The organism is Pseudooceanicola endophyticus (assembly GCF_018760365.1).
Classification (GTDB): domain Bacteria; phylum Pseudomonadota; class Alphaproteobacteria; order Rhodobacterales; family Rhodobacteraceae; genus Pseudooceanicola; species Pseudooceanicola endophyticus.
The window spans coordinates 311,231-325,652 of record NZ_JAHIAB010000003.1; the positions used below are offsets into that span (position 1 = coordinate 311,231).

Consider the following 14,422-nt stretch of genomic DNA (forward strand, 5'->3'; position numbering starts at 1 on the left):
CCGGCGCCCCCGCGATTACAGCTGCGCGGCAAAGCCCGCGCGGTTGCCGGTGGGCCGCTCCAGGCCCGCCTCCCAGGCCAGGCCGAACCGCAGCAGCTGCGCCTCGGCATCGGGCCGGGCGATGAATTGCAGGCCCACGGGCGCATCGCCGCTGAAGCCCGCGGGCGCCGCCAGCACCGGGCAGCCGGCCATGGTGCCGGCCACGACGACCTCCATCCAGCGGTGGTAGCTGTCCATCTCGCGGCCCGCGATCTGCTGCGGCCAGGCCCAGTCCACCGGGAAGGGATGCAGCTGGGTGGCGGGCAGCGCCAGCAGGTCGAAGTCTTCGAACAGCGCCAGGATGCGCTGGAAGAAGGCCGAGCGCACCGCCGCCGCCTGCGATACCTGCGGGCCGCTCAGACCCAGGAACCCCTCGTATTCCCAGACCTGCTGGGCGTTCAGCAGCGGTTTCTTCTGCGGATCCTCCCAGAGCGGCGTGATCGCCGGTGCGACCGAGAAGTGGCGCAGGGCGACGAAGGCCTGCCACAGCGCCTCGGGCTCGAAGCCCAGGGCGGCGTCTGCCAGGGCGATATCGCCGCGGGCCCGCGCCCCGTCGAGCGCCGTGGCGCAGGTTTCCAGGATGCCCGCCTCGGTCGGCAGGTGTCCGTCCAGATCGCCCAGCCAGCCGACCCGCAGACCGCGCAGCGGCCCGTCCTCCAGCGCCGGGCGGACGGGGAGGGGCGGACGTGACAGCGGCGCCCGGGGATCGGGGCCCGACTGCACGTCCAGCAGCAGCGCCAGGTCGGCGATGGTTGCGGCCATCGGCCCGTCCGTCGCCATCTGGCCGAAGAACACATCCCCCGAGGGCACCGAGGGGATGCGGCCCTGGGTCGGGCGCAGGCCGAAGATGTTGTTCCAGGCCGCCGGGTTGCGCAAGGAGCCGCCGTAGTCGCTGCCATCGGCCACGGGCAGCAGCCCGGCGGCCACAGCCACCGCCGCCCCGCCCGAAGACCCCCCGGCGCTGCGCCCGGGCAGGAAGCTGTTCTGCGTCGGCCCGTGCAGCGCGTTGGTGGTATGCGATCCCAGCCCGAAGACCGGCGTGTTGGTCTTGCCCAGGATCAGCGCCCCGGCGGCGCGCAGCCGCGCCACCATCAGCGTGTCTTCCCCGGGGATGAAATCCGCAAAGATCGGAGAGCCGAAGGTGGTGCGCAGCCCCTTCGTCAGCGCCAGGTCCTTGACCGCGATGGGCAGCCCGGCCAGCGCCGCGGGGCGGCGCCCCGCCGCCCGGTCCAGCGCCAGCGCCCGGTCGGCGGCCTCGGCCTCGGCCAGCATCTCCGCGCGGGGACGCAGGGAGATGATGGCGTTGAGCCCGGGATTGATCGCCGCGATCCGGTCGTAGGTGCGCTCCATCAGAGTGCGGGCGCTCAGCCGGCCGTCGTGCAGTGCGGCCAGGATGGTTTCGGCAGAGGCATAGGGGGCCAGCGCGGCCTCGGGCAGGGTGTCGGTGGTCATGATCGGTCCTGTGGGATTGGTCCGCCGCCCGGATGGGCGCCGGAGCTGTCAGTCCGTGAGCGTCGCGAACAGCCCGGCCAGCAGACGCGCGCGCGGCACCAGCGTCGGGATCAGCAGGTGTTCCTCGAGCGTGTGATACATGTCGCCCGCCGGTCCCAGCGAACAGAGCGAGGCAATGCCGAGCGCGCCGGTGAAATTGGCGTCCGACCCGCCTCCGGTCGAGGCCGAGGGCAGCGGCAGCCCCATCGCCTCGGAGATCGTCCGGGCCTGTTCGTACAGCGCCATGGTCTCGGGGCGGTTGTTCTCCCAGACCGGACGGGTGACGGTTTCGCGCACCTCGAAGCGCACGCCGTTGCGGGTGCCGGCCATCGCCAGCATCCGGGCGGTGCCGCTGTCGAGATCCTCCTGGGTCTTGGCCATCGAGAGGACCTGCGCCCGGGCATGGGACGGCACGCAGTTCACCCACTGGCCCGAGGTCACGTCATTGACCGAGAAGGTGCAGCTGTCGCTGGTCATGCCCTCGATCTCGATGATCCGGTGCGCCAGTTCGCGCACCGCCGACACCCCTGCCGAGAGCTTGGCGCCGGCATGGGAGGGCTGCCCCACGGCGGAAATCTCGTAACGGGCAATGGCATAGCGCCCGGTGGTTACGCCGTTGCCGGCCACGGCAGGCTCCGGGCACAGGACGTAGCGGTTGCGCCGCGCCTCGGCCTCGATCAGGGCGCGGGTGACGGGGGTGCCGATCTCCTCGTCGGGGGTGAACAGGAAAGTTACGGGAAGCGGCGGGGTGATCCCGCTGGCCAGCAGCGCCCGCAGCGCCTCCAGCGCGATGAAATTGCCCGATTTCATGTCGAGCACCCCGGGCCCGTAAAGCCGGTCGCCCTCGACCCGAAACGGGTTCTGCTCCAGCGTGCCGACCGGGTGCACCGTGTCGAAATGCCCGCTGACCAGGATGCCCGGCGTGCCCGCGCGCGGATGCGGCAGCACCGCCCGCACCGAGGGGCCGACACCGCCGCGCGCGGGGATGCGCTCGACCAGCAGGCCCATTTCGGCACAGTCATAGGCGACCAGATCCATCATCCGGGCAACGGCGTCGGCATCATAGGTCGGGCTTTCGCATTCGACCCAGGGCCGCAGCCCCTCGATGATCCGGTCGGCCTCCAGCGGCAGGTGTTCCAGCAGCGTGTCGAGGTCGGTCAGGTCGCGGCTCATGCGGCGGCGCCCCGGGTTTCGACCATGCGGGCCAGGAAGCTGGCGCCCACCGGCAGGGCCGCATCGTCGAAGGTGAAGGCGGGATTGTGCAGCGCAACCGAGCCGCCGTGGCCCAGCGTGCAGTAGGCGCCGGGTACGACGCGCAGCATGTCGGCAAAATCCTCGGACCCCATCTGCATCTCGTCCTTGTAATCGGCCAGATCGCCGACGATGTCGCGGGCGCCCGCAAGCAGGTCGGCCGATCGCGCCTCGTCATTGACCAGCACGTCGAAGACATTGCGGATGTCGATCTCGATCTCGCAGTCATGGGCGATGGCGAAGCCCGCGCAGATGGCGCGCATCCGCGCTGCGATCAGCTGTTCGTCCTCGGGGTCGAAATAGCGCACGGTGCCCGACAGTTCGGCGGTCTCGGGGATGACGTTGTAGGCCGATCCGGAATGAAACTGGGTGATCGACACCACGGCGGACTTGCGCGGCGAGAGGTTGCGCGAGACGATGCCTTGGATCTCCTTCACGAGGCCGGCGCCTATCACCACCGGATCCTTGGAGCCTTCGGGCCGGGCGCCGTGACTGCCGAGGCCGGTGATGCGGATGTCGAAGAAATCCGCGCCGGCCATGGCGGTGCCGGGCTTCACGCCGATCACTCCGGGATCGTGGAAGGGCGAATTGTGCAGCCCGTACAGTTCATCGCAGGGGAAGCGGTCGAACAGGCCGTCGGCGATCATCGCGCGGGCGCCGCCCAGCCCCTCTTCGGCGGGCTGGAAGATGAAGACGGCACGTCCGGGGAAGTCACGGGTTTCGGCCAGGTAGCGCGCGGCGCCCAGCAGCATGGTGGTATGGCTGTCATGGCCGCAGGCATGCATCACGCCCGGCGTCCTGGAGGCATAGGGCAGGTTGGTCTGTTCATGGATCGGCAGGGCGTCCATGTCGGCGCGCAGGCCGATGGTGCGGCCCGGTCGGTTGCCCTCCAGCACGCCGACAAGGCCGGTCTTGCCGATGCCGCGGGTGACCGTGATGCCCCAGCTTTCCAGCAGCTCGGCCACCTTGCCCGAGGTACGAACCTCTTCGAAGCCCAGTTCGGGATGTGCGTGGAAATCGCGGCGGATCGCGGTCAGATCGTCGGCAAAGGCCTGGATGCGGTCAAGCGTGGGCATGGGGGCTCCTGGGGGTGGGCCGGGGCGTTCGGGGCCCGGGCCTTTAGGCTGCGGGGCCGTGGGCGCGGTGGCGCACGGCATCTGACGGGATCGTGCAGGAGGGGCCGGGGATGCGCAAGCAGGCGCCCCCTGCGGGGTGCCGCAGGGCCTGCAAGCTGCCCAAAAGACAGAAGCTTTGCGCCTTCCGGTGGTGTCGGGGCCGGGCGATGCCCGTCAGTCGGCCGTGGCCCAGCCCCGGGGCCCCTCGGCCAGCCAGGGGGCGGTGGTGGCGGGATCGATCCGGCGGCAGAGCACCTGCGCCAGATCCGCCATCCGATCCCAGCCGTTTCGCGACAGGGGCGTACCGTCCAGCCGGCGCAGCGGCGCCATCAGCCGCAGGCTGTTGGTCAGGAAGACGCCATCGGCGCGGTTCAGCTCCTCCGGGGGCAGCGGCGCTTCGACCGGGGTCAGGCCCAGCCCGGGGGCCAGTTCCAGCAGCGTGGCGCGGATGGTGCCGGGCAGGATGCCGGCCTGCAGCGGCGGGGTCAGCAGCCGGTCGCCCGACAGGCAGAACAGGTTGCCGGTGGCCGCGCAGGCCAGCTGCCCGGTCGTGTTGCAGAAGATCGCCTCCTGTGCGCCCAGTGGCGCGACCTCCTGCAGGGCCAGGATGGCATCCATGTAGGTCAGGCACTTGTGGCGCGCCGCCGGAGAGGTCTCGTTCCGGCGGATCGTGGTGAAGGCGGCGTCCAGCGGCTGCCAGAGCGTCGCCGGCACCCCCGGCGTGGCCGAGATGATGCAGCGCGGGCGGGCCTTGGCGGGGGGCAGCAGGCCGCGCGGCCCGGCGCCACGGGTTACGGTGATGCGCAGGGCGCCGGTGGACACCCGGGCCGTCACATCGCGCAGCGTCGCCTCCAGGGCGGCACGGTCCAGCGGCAGGCCCAGGGCCACGCAGGAGGCCTCCAGCCGGTCGAGGTGGCGTGCGCCCAGCACCAGCGCGCCTTCCAGCACGAAGGCCGTGTCGAAGACCCCGTCGCCCAGCATCAGCCCGCGATCCGTCAGGTCGAAGGGCGCCACGTTGCCGTCCAGCGGGGTGCCGTCAAGCCACAGCATTCTGCCTCCAGCGCTCTGCCATGCGGAAGAAGTTCGCGAAGATCCCGTGGCCGTGCTGCGACAGGATCGATTCCGGATGGAACTGCACGCCCAGGGTCGGGTGCCGGTGATGCTCCAGCGCCATCACTTCGCCTTCGGCGGTGCGGGCGGTGACGCGCAGATCTGCGGCCATCTGAGGCGTCTCGGCGACGATCAGCGAATGGTAGCGGCCGACGGTCAGCGGATCGGGCAGGTCGCGGAACAGCCCGCGGCCGTCATGGGAAATGGCGCTGGCGCGCCCATGCATCGGTTCGGCTGCGCGGGTGATCCGGCCTCCGAAGGCGGCGCCGATGCACTGGTGCCCAAGGCAGACGCCCAGCAGCGGCACCCGCCCCGAAAAGCGCTGCACGATCCCCAGCGACAGGCCGGCCTCCTGCGGGGTGGCGGGCCCGGGAGAGAGGATGATCGCGCTTGGCGCCAGGCGTTCGACCGCGTCCAGGTCCAGCGCATCGTTGCGCCGCACCAGCGCCTCGTGGCCCAGTTCTGCGCAGTAGCGGACCACGTTGAAGACGAAGGAATCGTAGTTGTCGATGATCAGCAGCATGGGCGGCGGGCCTCAGGGCGCATCGGCGAAGGCGGCGAAGAGCCGCTCTGCCTTGTCGAGGGTTTCGGTATATTCGGCCCCGGGGTCCGACAGCAGGGTGATGCCGCCCCCCGCCTGCACCACGGCACGGCCATCGCCCAGGACCGCCGTGCGGATGGCGATGTTCAGATCCATCGCGCCGTCGAAGCCGATATAGCCGATGGAGCCGCAGTAGATGCCCCGGGCGATGCCCTCCTGTTCGGTCAGGATGTCCATGGCGCGGATCTTCGGCGCCCCGGTGATCGAGCCGCCGGGAAAACAGGCTTCGATCAGGTCGACCGGGCCCAGCCCGTCGCGCAGCCTGCCGGTAACGACCGAGGTCAGGTGATGCACCGAGGCATAGCTTTCCAGCCCGCAAAGCACCGGGACCTCGACGCTGCCGGGGGCGCAGACCCGGGACATGTCGTTGCGCAGCAGATCCACGATCATCACGTTCTCGGCCCGGTCCTTTTCGGACGCAAGCAGGGCCGCGGCGCGGGCGGCATCCTCGGAGGGATCGGGGTGGCGGCGGCAGGTGCCCTTGATGGGGCGCGCCTCGACCCGCCCCTCCCGCAGGCTCAGGAACCGTTCCGGAGAGCTGGAGGCGAAGGTGGTGTCGCCGTCGCGCAGATAGGCGGCAAAGGGGGCGGGATTGGTCCGGCGCAGCCGCTGGTACAACGCCCAGGGATCGAAGCCCGGGGGCAGCGCGGCCTCGAACCGCTGGGCCAGGTTGGCCTGGTAGATGTCGCCGCAGCGGATGTGTTCGCGCAGCGCCTCGATGGCGGCGCCGTAGCTTTCGGCGGTGAAGTTCGACCGCCAGTCCTGAATGCCGGGAGGGGCGGGAAGCGCTGCGGGCGCGGGGCCATCGAGGCGGGCCAGCGTTTCGGCCAGCCGCGCCCCGGCCCGCCGGGCACGGGCGTCGGGCGCGGTTTCCGGCAGGCCGCTGGAACAGATCCAGAAGCGGCGCGCCTGCCGGTCGAAGGCGCAGATCACGTCGTAGAAGCCAAAGCGCAGATCCGTGCTGTGCGGGGCGCGCCGCGTCGGCGCCGCCAGCCGTTCCAGGCTCTGGCCCAGGTCGTAGGACAGGTGGCCGATGCAGCCCGATTGCAGCGGCGGCCCGTCCGCAGCGGGGGCGGTCGCGTAACGCGCCAGCGCCGTGCGCAAATGCGCCAGCGGCGGGCCCTCCAGCGCGGTGTCGTTCCAGAAGGCCTGGCCGGCCTCGATCCGGAAGCTGGCGAAGGGCTGGAGGCCGATGAAGCTGTAGCGCCCGGTCTCAAGGTCCGCGCCGCCGCTGTCGAGAAAGGCGAAGCCCTCCGCGTGCCTCAGTTTATCGGCCACCTCCTGGGGCTCCGCATAGGCCAGCTCATGTCGTATCAAGGTGCCCTCGGCCGGTTGCTTGTCGTCTCGAAGGGCGCCGGTCCGGGGCCCTTCGGGGGTGATAGCTTCCCGCGCGCCCTGCGTCGAGGGGCAGCCGTCTGGAGGGGGGCGATGGCCTGCAGGCGGCGGGCCGTCAATGCTGACATCAGGCCGGATAGCGTCGGCTGGACCATTGGGGCCGGACTGCGCATGGCGCAAGTATCCTGCTCAGAGATTACGTTTTATCCTTTCGATATCCTGCTGAATTTCCCCGAGCGTCCGTGTCGGTCTTTCTGGCTCTGTTTCAGCCTGATCCGGTGCCCGGGGCAGCGCATTGCCCGGTGCCAGGGCGTCGCGAATTTCAGTCAGCAACAAGACCACTTTACTTGCGGCAAGGAACAGCACCCCGCTGACCACGGATGCGAAGGCTACCGCAAGCAGTGGCACAGCATCCGAAGGGGCGGTCGCCGCGATGATCGCAAGCAGGACTGCCGCACCCCAACATAGATAGGCGAAAAAGTTGAGTGCTGGCATTGGAACGTTCCCGGGAAGCGAAATGGTCGTCCTATCGATACCACTTCTTCGGGAAGCCAATATGGAAAGCTTAAGGTGTTCCCCGGGCGTTGCTGTCAGCCGAGCCCAACTCGAATCCACCAATTAAAAAAGCCCTTAAGTCGATATGACTTAAGGGCTTTTTATGGCTCCGGCGGTAGGGATCGAACCTACGACCAATTGATTAACAGTTCTTAGGGCTAGACGGCTGGTGGGCGGCTTAGGTAGTCTATGTGTAAGTAAAACAAGCACTTGAGACGTTTACCCGCTAGCATAGACGGGCGCGAAAAGATACTCGGTGGCGCACCGAGCCTTACGTTAGCCTTACGTCAGACCGGAGAGCCCATGTCAACCTACCCCTCAAAGGCGCGCCTCACCGACCTCATGGCCGCCCGCTTCCCCTTCCTGCCGTCTGGGCAGAAGTTCATCGCAGACACCGACCAGCCGGGCCTCTACCTGAAGGTTGGAAAGACGGCCAAGAGCTGGGTTGTCCAGACCGAGGTGCGGGTGCTGGACGACAAGCTCAAGAAACAGCGCAAGACGGTGCGCCGTGCGTTCGGGGGCTTTCCCGAGATCGGCGTGAAGGAGGCCCGGGGGCTGGCGAAGGGCGAGCTGGCGTCGATCCTTGAGGGCGAGGGGCTGACGAAACCGGATGCGGGCGTGACCCTCGGCAGGGCATGGGACCTCTACCGCGCGCACCTTGAGAAGACCGGCAAGAGCGCCGCGACGGTCTACAGCTACCGCAACGCGGTCGAGGCGCAGCACCTTCTGGGCATCTGGCACGATACCCCTTTGGGCGAGCTTGCCACGGCAGAGGGTGCGGCCCGGGTCGCGGCGCGGCATGACGCGATCAGCCGCCGGGAGACGGACCCCAAGCATGGAGGCACCTACGCGGCCAACGGGGCGATGCGGACCCTGCGTGTGATCTACAACTGGGCACTGGAACGGGGATATGTGAAGCCAGACCCGGACGGCTGGACCCCGACGCGGCAGGTCACGTTCAACCGCGAGGAAGCCCGCGAGAGCGCGATGAGCCGCCGGGATTTGCCGGGCTGGTGGAAGGCTTACCTCGCGCTGGACAACCGTGTGCGCGCCGAGTTCCAGCTTTTCCTGCTGCTCTCCGGCAGCCGGGCGGGTGCCATCGCGATGGCCCGCTGGGAACACGTCGATGTGGCGGGCCGCAAACTCCACATCCCGACGCCCAAGGGGGGTAAAGCGAAGGCATACGACATTCCGCTGACCCGGCCCATGCTGGCCTGCCTCGCCCGGGCGCGCCGCGCTGCCCGCATCTACCAGCCCATCCATGCCCGTGAGTGGATCTTCCCCGGCGACCCGTCAAAGGTGAAGCGCGGTGGCGGGGCCTTCGCCGGTCACATGTCGCTCTACGCCACCACGGAGAAGAAGTTGCCGTGCAGCGGGCACGGCCTCCGCCACACCTACCGCAACGCCTGCATCTGGGCCGGGGTGGAGGAGGCGCTTTCCAAGAAGCTGATGAACCACAGCCAGCGGGGCGACATCCACTCTGGCACCTATGGATCGCGCGAAGGTGTCTGGCCGGACCTCCTTGATGCCCAGGAACGGATCAGCGCGACCGTGATGGAGCTGCTACGGCAACAAGAAACTGCACCTAGACGTAAGGTCGCTTAAACGGCTATAAACGGGACACATCTTAACCGGCGGGCCACGGTACAGTGGTCGCTCCCCACAGGGCGCGGCTAGGCCCCACGTCGCGGACACTCAGAACCACCCGCGAGCCTCTTGACCCCTTCGGGGGATGGAGGCTCTATGGACGACCCCGCTGAATTCGCAAAGCTGATTGCCCGGGAGGTCGCCGCTGAATTGGCGGACGGCTACGCCACCGGACGCTATGCGCCACCCTCGGAATATCTCAACACCGCGCAGGCCGCCGCCTTCCTCGGGCTCACCGAGGCCGGGATGGAGACCATGCGCAAGGAAGGGCGCGGCACGAGCTTCGTGCGCGCATCCCAGAAGCTGGTGCGCTACCGAGTGCAAGACCTCCGCCACTGGATGGAACAGCACCTCATCGAGCATGGGGGGCAGTGATGGCAGATCACGAAAAGGAAACCCCCGGTGCAGGGCAGCACACCGGGGGCAAAGGTCTGGACAGGTCCGTCAACCACATCATCAACGGGGATAGTATAGCCCGGAATAGCGCTGGAGCCGACCCCGAAGACTTGTTGCGGTTCCTCGTCGGATGGTCGGAGGATGGCCCTTGGTGGCCCACGGCGATCCCGCGCGAGGGCGGCAATACTGAGACACAGACCTTCACCGACCCGGGGGCGCTGCGCGAATGGGTTGCCCGGCGCGTCGGGCGCCAGAACCTCTATTTCTCGGTCAATGACCTCGCGCCGGATACCCGCAAGAAGGCGCGGAAGGATGAGGTGACGCGCATCCGGGGCCTGCATGTTGACGTTGTCGTGGCGCCGCCGAGCGGTGGCTGGCCCAAAGAGCAGCCGACGACCGAACGGCTGGCCGAGTTGCGGGCCTACCTGACCTCAGAGGTCGCTCGGCTACAGAACAGAGTTGTGGACGGGAACGGGTGGCCTGCGGCGATCCCGCGCCCGACCGCGATTGTCGCCTCGGGCGGTGGGTTCCAGTGCTTCTGGCGCTTCGAGGATGACGAGGCTGTCTCGACCGAGGTTGCAGAGGCAATCCACGCGCGGTTGATCGGCCTCCTCGATGGCGACCGGGCGGCGGTGGACGTGAGCCACATCATGCGCCTTCCCGGCACCATGAACCTGCCGAGCCAGAAGAAGCGGTGGCGCGGGCGCGAGGATGCCCCGGCGTATCTCGCATGGGCCGACTGGGGCCGCCGGTTCCGGGCTGCGGATTTTCCAAGGCAGAAAGACAAGGCTGCGCCTGTCGCCGGTGGGCTGCGCGTCGAGCTGGGCGAGGTGAAGCGCCTCGATAGCCTCGATGACCTGCCCGCCGCCGTTTCAGCCCGCACAAGGGCGCTGATCGTCAACGGCGCTGATCCTGACGAGCCGGGCAAGTACCCGTCGCGCTCCGAGGCGCTCTTTGCCGTGCTGTGCGATCTGGTGCGGGCCGACTGCACCGACGACCAGATGGCGGCGGTGATCCTTGACCCGGATTTCGGCATCAGCGCCCATGTCCTCGAACAGCCGAAGCCCAAGGGCTACACGGCGCGGCAGATCGCGCGGGCGAGGGCCGAGGCGGTTGAACCCGAGCTTGCAGAGATGAACGCCCGCCACGCGATGGTGAAGTATGGCGGGCGGGTCCGGGTCTTGGTCGAGCGCAGCGACGGCCTGCCGGAGTTCTTGAAGAAGGTCGAGCTTTTCGACTGGTACGCGAACCGGACTGTGAAGGTCGGAGAAGACAAGGACGGGAACGATGTGAAGAAGCCGCTGGCCGAGTGGTGGGTCAAGCACCCCCAGCGGCGCAACTTCGAGCGCGTTGAATTCATGCCCGGCGTCGAAACCCCTGATGGTATCTACAACCTCTGGCGCGGCCCCGCCGTGGTGCCCGCGCCGGGCGACTGCGGCCTGTTCCTCGATTTGATCCGGGACGTGATCGCCGCCGGTGACGGCGAGGTCTATGAGTACCTGCTGAACTGGATGGCGCTGAAGTTCCAGCAGCCGGGCGCCAAGCTCGAAACCTCGATTGCGCTGCGCGGCGGGCAGGGTGTTGGCAAATCCCTCTTTGCCGAGAAGTTCGGTGAACTGTTCGGGCGGCACTTCGTCGCCGTGTCCGACCAGAAGGGGCTGATGGGCAACTTCAACGCCCACCTTCAACAGGCGCTCCTCGTCTTCGCCGATGAAATCGCCGCCGCCAAGAATGCCAACATGGTCGGTCGGCTCAAGACGCTGGTGACGCAGACGCACATCCGCATCGAGCCGAAGGGGGTGGACAGCTTCGCAGCCCCCAATCATTTTGCCGTGATCCTGGCATCGAACAACCCGCACATCGTGGCGACTGATGCCGATGACCGGCGCTGGCTGGTGCTCGACGTTTCGTCGGCGCGGCGGGGCGACCGGACCTTCTTCCGCGCCCTAGTCGAGCAGTGGCAGGGCGGTGGGCGCGAGGCATTCGCATACCTTCTGATGCAGCGCGACCTGTCAGGCTTCGAGCACCGCGACCGGCCGCAGACGGCGGCGCTGGCCGAGCAGGTGGAGAGCAGCTTCACCGGCGCGGCCCGGGTGATCCATGAAATGCTTGCCTCGGGTGAAACGCCGGAAATCTGGCGCAATGGTGAACCTGTTGACGTGCCCGAAGATGGCGGGCGGGTCTTCATCCCCTCGGGTGCCCTTGCGAAGGCGGCTGTTGCCAGCGGCAAGATCCTGCGGGGCGAAGCTGCGGGCCTTGAAAAGTCGCTCGGCCATCAACTGAAGAGGCTCGGGCGCGTCCAGAAGACCGAGCAGATCAGCATCGCCGGGAAGACGGCGCGGGGGGTCTGGCTGCCGACGCTTGCCGTGGCGCGTGATTGGTGGTCGGAGATGCACGGGCGGGCCTTCGACTGGGGTGACGACCCCCATGCGAATTGGGACGTGGTGCGGGTGCCTACCGCCAAGGACTGGGGTGATGAGATGCCCTTCTGAGGGCGGCCCCTCCCGTTCCGCGACGGCCCATCCCGTTTCCGGCCCCGGCGGCTGAGAACGGGATGGGCCACCGTGCCAGATTATTGCTCCCTCGCTGGGGGTTAGCGCATCGGCTCCCGTTCTTCCCGTTCTAGTCGTTTTCCGACGCGGTTCCTTTTTTCTACTAACTCGGACCCTCTTTTGCACGCCTTCTCTCTCCCCTTTCTCTAACTCTCTAAAAGAACGGGAGGAACGGGAGCCTATGGCGGAAAACCCTTCGTTCTCTGGGCGTTACGACCTTGCACCCTGTATCCCGTTCTGAAGGCGCGCCGATCCCAAACGGGAAGATCGGGAGGGCGGCTGCGCGCCGCTCTTCTGGGCAGGGGGACACAGCAACACGCGCCTGCCGCCCCGGTAAAAAGGCGCGCCAGATCGGCCACCGCCGCCCCGGCCATGCCGATCCGAGCCGCGACAGCAAGAAACGGGCCGCCCGGAAAAGGGGTCCTGAAACGCGCGCCGCATCGCCCATGTTTTCTGGGCCGCGAAGGCAGCATGAAATCGGCCCGCCATCCGTCCCCTTTCCGGGCTAGACCGCGCCATTGAGTTCACGCTATGTTCTCGTATTCGCGGGGCGGCACAGAGGAGAAATGGAGATGGCGAAGCGCGTGGCGATCTATGCCCGGGTCAGCACCGGCGGCCAGACCACCGAGAACCAGCTAATCCGGCTGCGAGAGGTGGCGGAGCGGGCCGGGTGGGACGTAGTGCAGGAATATGTCGAGACGGCATCGGGGGCCAGCCGCTCGCGCCCGGCGCTCGACCGGATGATGGCCGACGCCCGGCGGCGGCGCTTTGACCTGATCGCCGCTGTTGACGTGTCGCGCCTCGGGCGCAGCCTCGCCAACCTCGCCGCCCTGTTCGAGGAGGTGCGGCAGATCGGCTGCGACCTCTACCTTGACCGCGAGGCGGTGGACACCACCACCCCGGCGGGCCGGGCGCTCTTGGGCATGGCCTCGGTCTTCGCCGCCTTCGAGCGCGACATGATTGTCGAGCGCACCCAAGCCGGGATCGCCCGCGCCCGGCTTCGGGGCGTCAGGTTCGGTCGGCCAGAGACGGGCGACGGCACCTGCGAGGCTATCCGCTCGCTTCGGCAGCAGGGCCTCGGCATCAACAAGATCGCGGCTGAGCTGCGCGTGGGCAAGTCAGTCGTGCAGCGGATCGCCAATGAGATGAAGGAGGAGGCGCATGGAAGTCAAGCCTGAAATCCCTGCCCGGCGCGTCGTGAATGACGCCGGCAAGAGCGAGTGGCGCGTTGGCCGCCGGGGCTTGAAGATGGTCGAGGAGCTGGCCGCCCGGGGCGTTGCCGTTGCCACCATCGCCAAGGCCCTGCGCATGGGCAAGGATGCGTTCCGAAACGTGCGCGAGCGCCAGCCCGAGGTTCAGGAAGCGCTGGACCGGGGGCGGGCCAAGGAGCATGACGCGCTGGTGGCGAAGCTCTATGAGACCGCGATGGAGGGCAACGTGATCGCGGGCATGTTCCTGTTGAAGGCCCGCCATGGATACCGCGAGGGCGAGCCCTTGGAGGGTGGCGGCAGCACCGTCCAGGTGAACATCAACCTCCCCGCCGCCATGACGCCCGAGGATTATCGGCGCATGATTGACGTGACGCCCAAGGGCGACGGCTGACCTACTCGATGAAGGCGAATTCAGCGCCCTTCATGTGGAGGGCCGATTGCAGCGCCCGGGCCTGTTCTTCGGTCGCCCCCTCGGGCAACATGATGGCCGCCTGCCGGTCGCCCCGGTCTACGGCGGGAATGCCGGTGTCGTCATAGAGTTCAAACAGGATGTACCAGCGGCCCTGTTGGGTCTCTTTCAGGGTCGGGCGGTAGGTGGAAGTTCTGATCGTTCCCATTTCTTGTTCTCCTCGTCAGGGCATTGCCCGCGAAATATCCCCGGTCACGTCTTTGACGCCGGGGGCGTCCCAGATGTCGTCACGGAGCATAAACCTGTGGCTGTTCGTGTGCGCGACATAGGTTGATCTCGCCACGACAACATCGTGGGGTATCAGCGCAGCCCTGACCACCCGGAAGTCGTCGTCAAAGATCACCCCGGCCAGAACGTCAAAGTGCCCGCCCGCGAGGTCGCGGATTGCCGAGAGCTGCCGCGATGGATTCCGCCTGTGGACCCGCCGCCCCTTGATCTGGTAGCGCACCCCATCCGGCCCGGTTGCATCATACCCCCGTTCAGAGTTCGGGGCCTGAGCCCATCCGAAGGCGGTGCAGAACAGGTGTTCGGCAAGGTCGCCTGTCGGGTTGTTCGCACTGCGCACGATGCCGCGCGCCCGCAGCTCCTCCCCGATCTGGGCATGGAGGGCCAGAAGTTCCGGCACTGTCAGCTCTGTGGGCGCTCGCAAC

The 14,422-nt window shown here is 67.9% G+C and carries 14 protein-coding genes; 5 read left to right on the forward strand and 9 right to left on the reverse strand.

Going from position 1 to position 14,422, the window contains the following annotated elements:
• Positions 1-15 precede the first annotated feature (15 nt).
• The 7 genes from KM176_RS07775 to KM176_RS07805 all read right to left on the reverse strand — a co-directional run bounded on the left by KM176_RS07775 (position 16) and on the right by KM176_RS07805 (position 7,437).
• Positions 16-1,491: an amidase gene (locus KM176_RS07775; RefSeq protein ID WP_160893094.1), complete on the reverse strand. Its 1,476-nt coding sequence runs from the start codon at positions 1,489-1,491 to the stop codon at positions 16-18.
• A gap of 48 nt (positions 1,492-1,539) precedes the next feature.
• Positions 1,540-2,703 carry a M20/M25/M40 family metallo-hydrolase gene (locus tag KM176_RS07780; protein ID WP_160893096.1) on the reverse strand — a complete coding sequence of 388 codons (1,164 nt, stop codon included), beginning with the start codon at positions 2,701-2,703 and terminating at the stop codon, positions 1,540-1,542.
• Positions 2,700-3,857: a M20 aminoacylase family protein gene (locus tag KM176_RS07785; RefSeq protein ID WP_160893098.1), complete on the reverse strand. Its 1,158-nt coding sequence runs from the start codon at positions 3,855-3,857 to the stop codon at positions 2,700-2,702. The genes KM176_RS07780 and KM176_RS07785 overlap by 4 nt, the downstream gene beginning before the upstream one ends.
• Before the next feature lie 213 nt (positions 3,858-4,070).
• Positions 4,071-4,946, reverse strand: coding sequence for an aminotransferase class IV (locus KM176_RS07790; protein ID WP_160893099.1), 876 nt, complete (start codon positions 4,944-4,946; stop codon positions 4,071-4,073).
• Positions 4,933-5,529, reverse strand: a complete 597-nt coding sequence (locus tag KM176_RS07795) for an anthranilate synthase component II (protein ID WP_160893100.1) — start codon at positions 5,527-5,529, stop codon at positions 4,933-4,935. The genes KM176_RS07790 and KM176_RS07795 overlap by 14 nt, the downstream gene beginning before the upstream one ends.
• Positions 5,530-5,541: 12 nt before the next feature.
• Positions 5,542-6,924 carry an aminodeoxychorismate synthase component I gene (pabB, locus tag KM176_RS07800; protein ID WP_160893101.1) on the reverse strand — a complete coding sequence of 461 codons (1,383 nt, stop codon included), beginning with the start codon at positions 6,922-6,924 and terminating at the stop codon, positions 5,542-5,544.
• Between the two features lie 207 nt (positions 6,925-7,131).
• Positions 7,132-7,437 carry a hypothetical protein gene (locus tag KM176_RS07805; protein ID WP_160893103.1) on the reverse strand — a complete coding sequence of 102 codons (306 nt, stop codon included), beginning with the start codon at positions 7,435-7,437 and terminating at the stop codon, positions 7,132-7,134.
• 363 nt (positions 7,438-7,800) lie between these two features.
• Here KM176_RS07805 and KM176_RS07810 point away from each other — a divergent pair, with 363 nt between their 5' ends.
• The 5 genes from KM176_RS07810 (at position 7,801) to KM176_RS07830 (ending at position 13,694) form a co-directional block, all read left to right on the forward strand.
• The gene (locus KM176_RS07810) at positions 7,801-9,102 is read left to right on the forward strand and encodes an integrase arm-type DNA-binding domain-containing protein (protein WP_160893105.1); all 1,302 of its coding nucleotides are present in this window, start codon (positions 7,801-7,803) and stop codon (positions 9,100-9,102) included.
• A gap of 138 nt (positions 9,103-9,240) precedes the next feature.
• The gene (locus KM176_RS07815; protein ID WP_160893107.1) at positions 9,241-9,519 is read left to right on the forward strand and encodes a helix-turn-helix transcriptional regulator; all 279 of its coding nucleotides are present in this window, start codon (positions 9,241-9,243) and stop codon (positions 9,517-9,519) included.
• Positions 9,519-12,032, forward strand: coding sequence for a DUF5906 domain-containing protein (locus KM176_RS07820; protein WP_160893109.1), 2,514 nt, complete (start codon positions 9,519-9,521; stop codon positions 12,030-12,032). The genes KM176_RS07815 and KM176_RS07820 overlap by 1 nt, the downstream gene beginning before the upstream one ends.
• Before the next feature lie 632 nt (positions 12,033-12,664).
• Positions 12,665-13,270: a recombinase family protein gene (locus tag KM176_RS07825; RefSeq protein WP_160893111.1), complete on the forward strand. Its 606-nt coding sequence runs from the start codon at positions 12,665-12,667 to the stop codon at positions 13,268-13,270.
• Positions 13,254-13,694: a hypothetical protein gene (locus tag KM176_RS07830; RefSeq protein ID WP_160893113.1), complete on the forward strand. Its 441-nt coding sequence runs from the start codon at positions 13,254-13,256 to the stop codon at positions 13,692-13,694. The genes KM176_RS07825 and KM176_RS07830 overlap by 17 nt, the downstream gene beginning before the upstream one ends.
• Position 13,695: 1 nt before the next feature.
• Here the strand turns inward: KM176_RS07830 and KM176_RS07835 are convergent, their stop codons facing one another.
• Entirely contained in the window at positions 13,696-13,920 is a 225-nt protein-coding gene (locus KM176_RS07835) for a hypothetical protein (RefSeq protein ID WP_160893115.1), read from the reverse strand.
• A 15-nt stretch (positions 13,921-13,935) separates the two neighbouring features.
• Entirely contained in the window at positions 13,936-14,397 is a 462-nt protein-coding gene (locus tag KM176_RS07840; protein ID WP_202397773.1) for a hypothetical protein, read from the reverse strand.
• Between the last annotated feature and the right edge of the window lie 25 nt (positions 14,398-14,422).

Bases quoted from the DNA above. Each gene is read 5' to 3' on its own strand.
- KM176_RS07820 (WP_160893109.1), top strand. From the start codon at position 9,519: ATGGCAGATCACGAAAAGGAAACCCCCGGTGCAGGGCAGCACACCGGG.
- KM176_RS07785 (WP_160893098.1), bottom strand. From the start codon at position 3,857: ATGCCCACGCTTGACCGCATCCAGGCCTTTGCCGACGATCTGACCGCG.
- KM176_RS07830 (WP_160893113.1), top strand. From the start codon at position 13,254: ATGGAAGTCAAGCCTGAAATCCCTGCCCGGCGCGTCGTGAATGACGCC.
- KM176_RS07805 (WP_160893103.1), bottom strand. From the start codon at position 7,437: ATGCCAGCACTCAACTTTTTCGCCTATCTATGTTGGGGTGCGGCAGTC.
- KM176_RS07810 (WP_160893105.1), top strand. From the start codon at position 7,801: ATGTCAACCTACCCCTCAAAGGCGCGCCTCACCGACCTCATGGCCGCC.
- KM176_RS07825 (WP_160893111.1), top strand. From the start codon at position 12,665: ATGGCGAAGCGCGTGGCGATCTATGCCCGGGTCAGCACCGGCGGCCAG.
- KM176_RS07795 (WP_160893100.1), bottom strand. From the start codon at position 5,529: ATGCTGCTGATCATCGACAACTACGATTCCTTCGTCTTCAACGTGGTC.
- KM176_RS07815 (WP_160893107.1), top strand. From the start codon at position 9,241: ATGGACGACCCCGCTGAATTCGCAAAGCTGATTGCCCGGGAGGTCGCC.
- KM176_RS07780 (WP_160893096.1), bottom strand. From the start codon at position 2,703: ATGAGCCGCGACCTGACCGACCTCGACACGCTGCTGGAACACCTGCCG.
- KM176_RS07775 (WP_160893094.1), bottom strand. From the start codon at position 1,491: ATGACCACCGACACCCTGCCCGAGGCCGCGCTGGCCCCCTATGCCTCT.
- KM176_RS07790 (WP_160893099.1), bottom strand. From the start codon at position 4,946: ATGCTGTGGCTTGACGGCACCCCGCTGGACGGCAACGTGGCGCCCTTC.
- KM176_RS07835 (WP_160893115.1), bottom strand. From the start codon at position 13,920: ATGGGAACGATCAGAACTTCCACCTACCGCCCGACCCTGAAAGAGACC.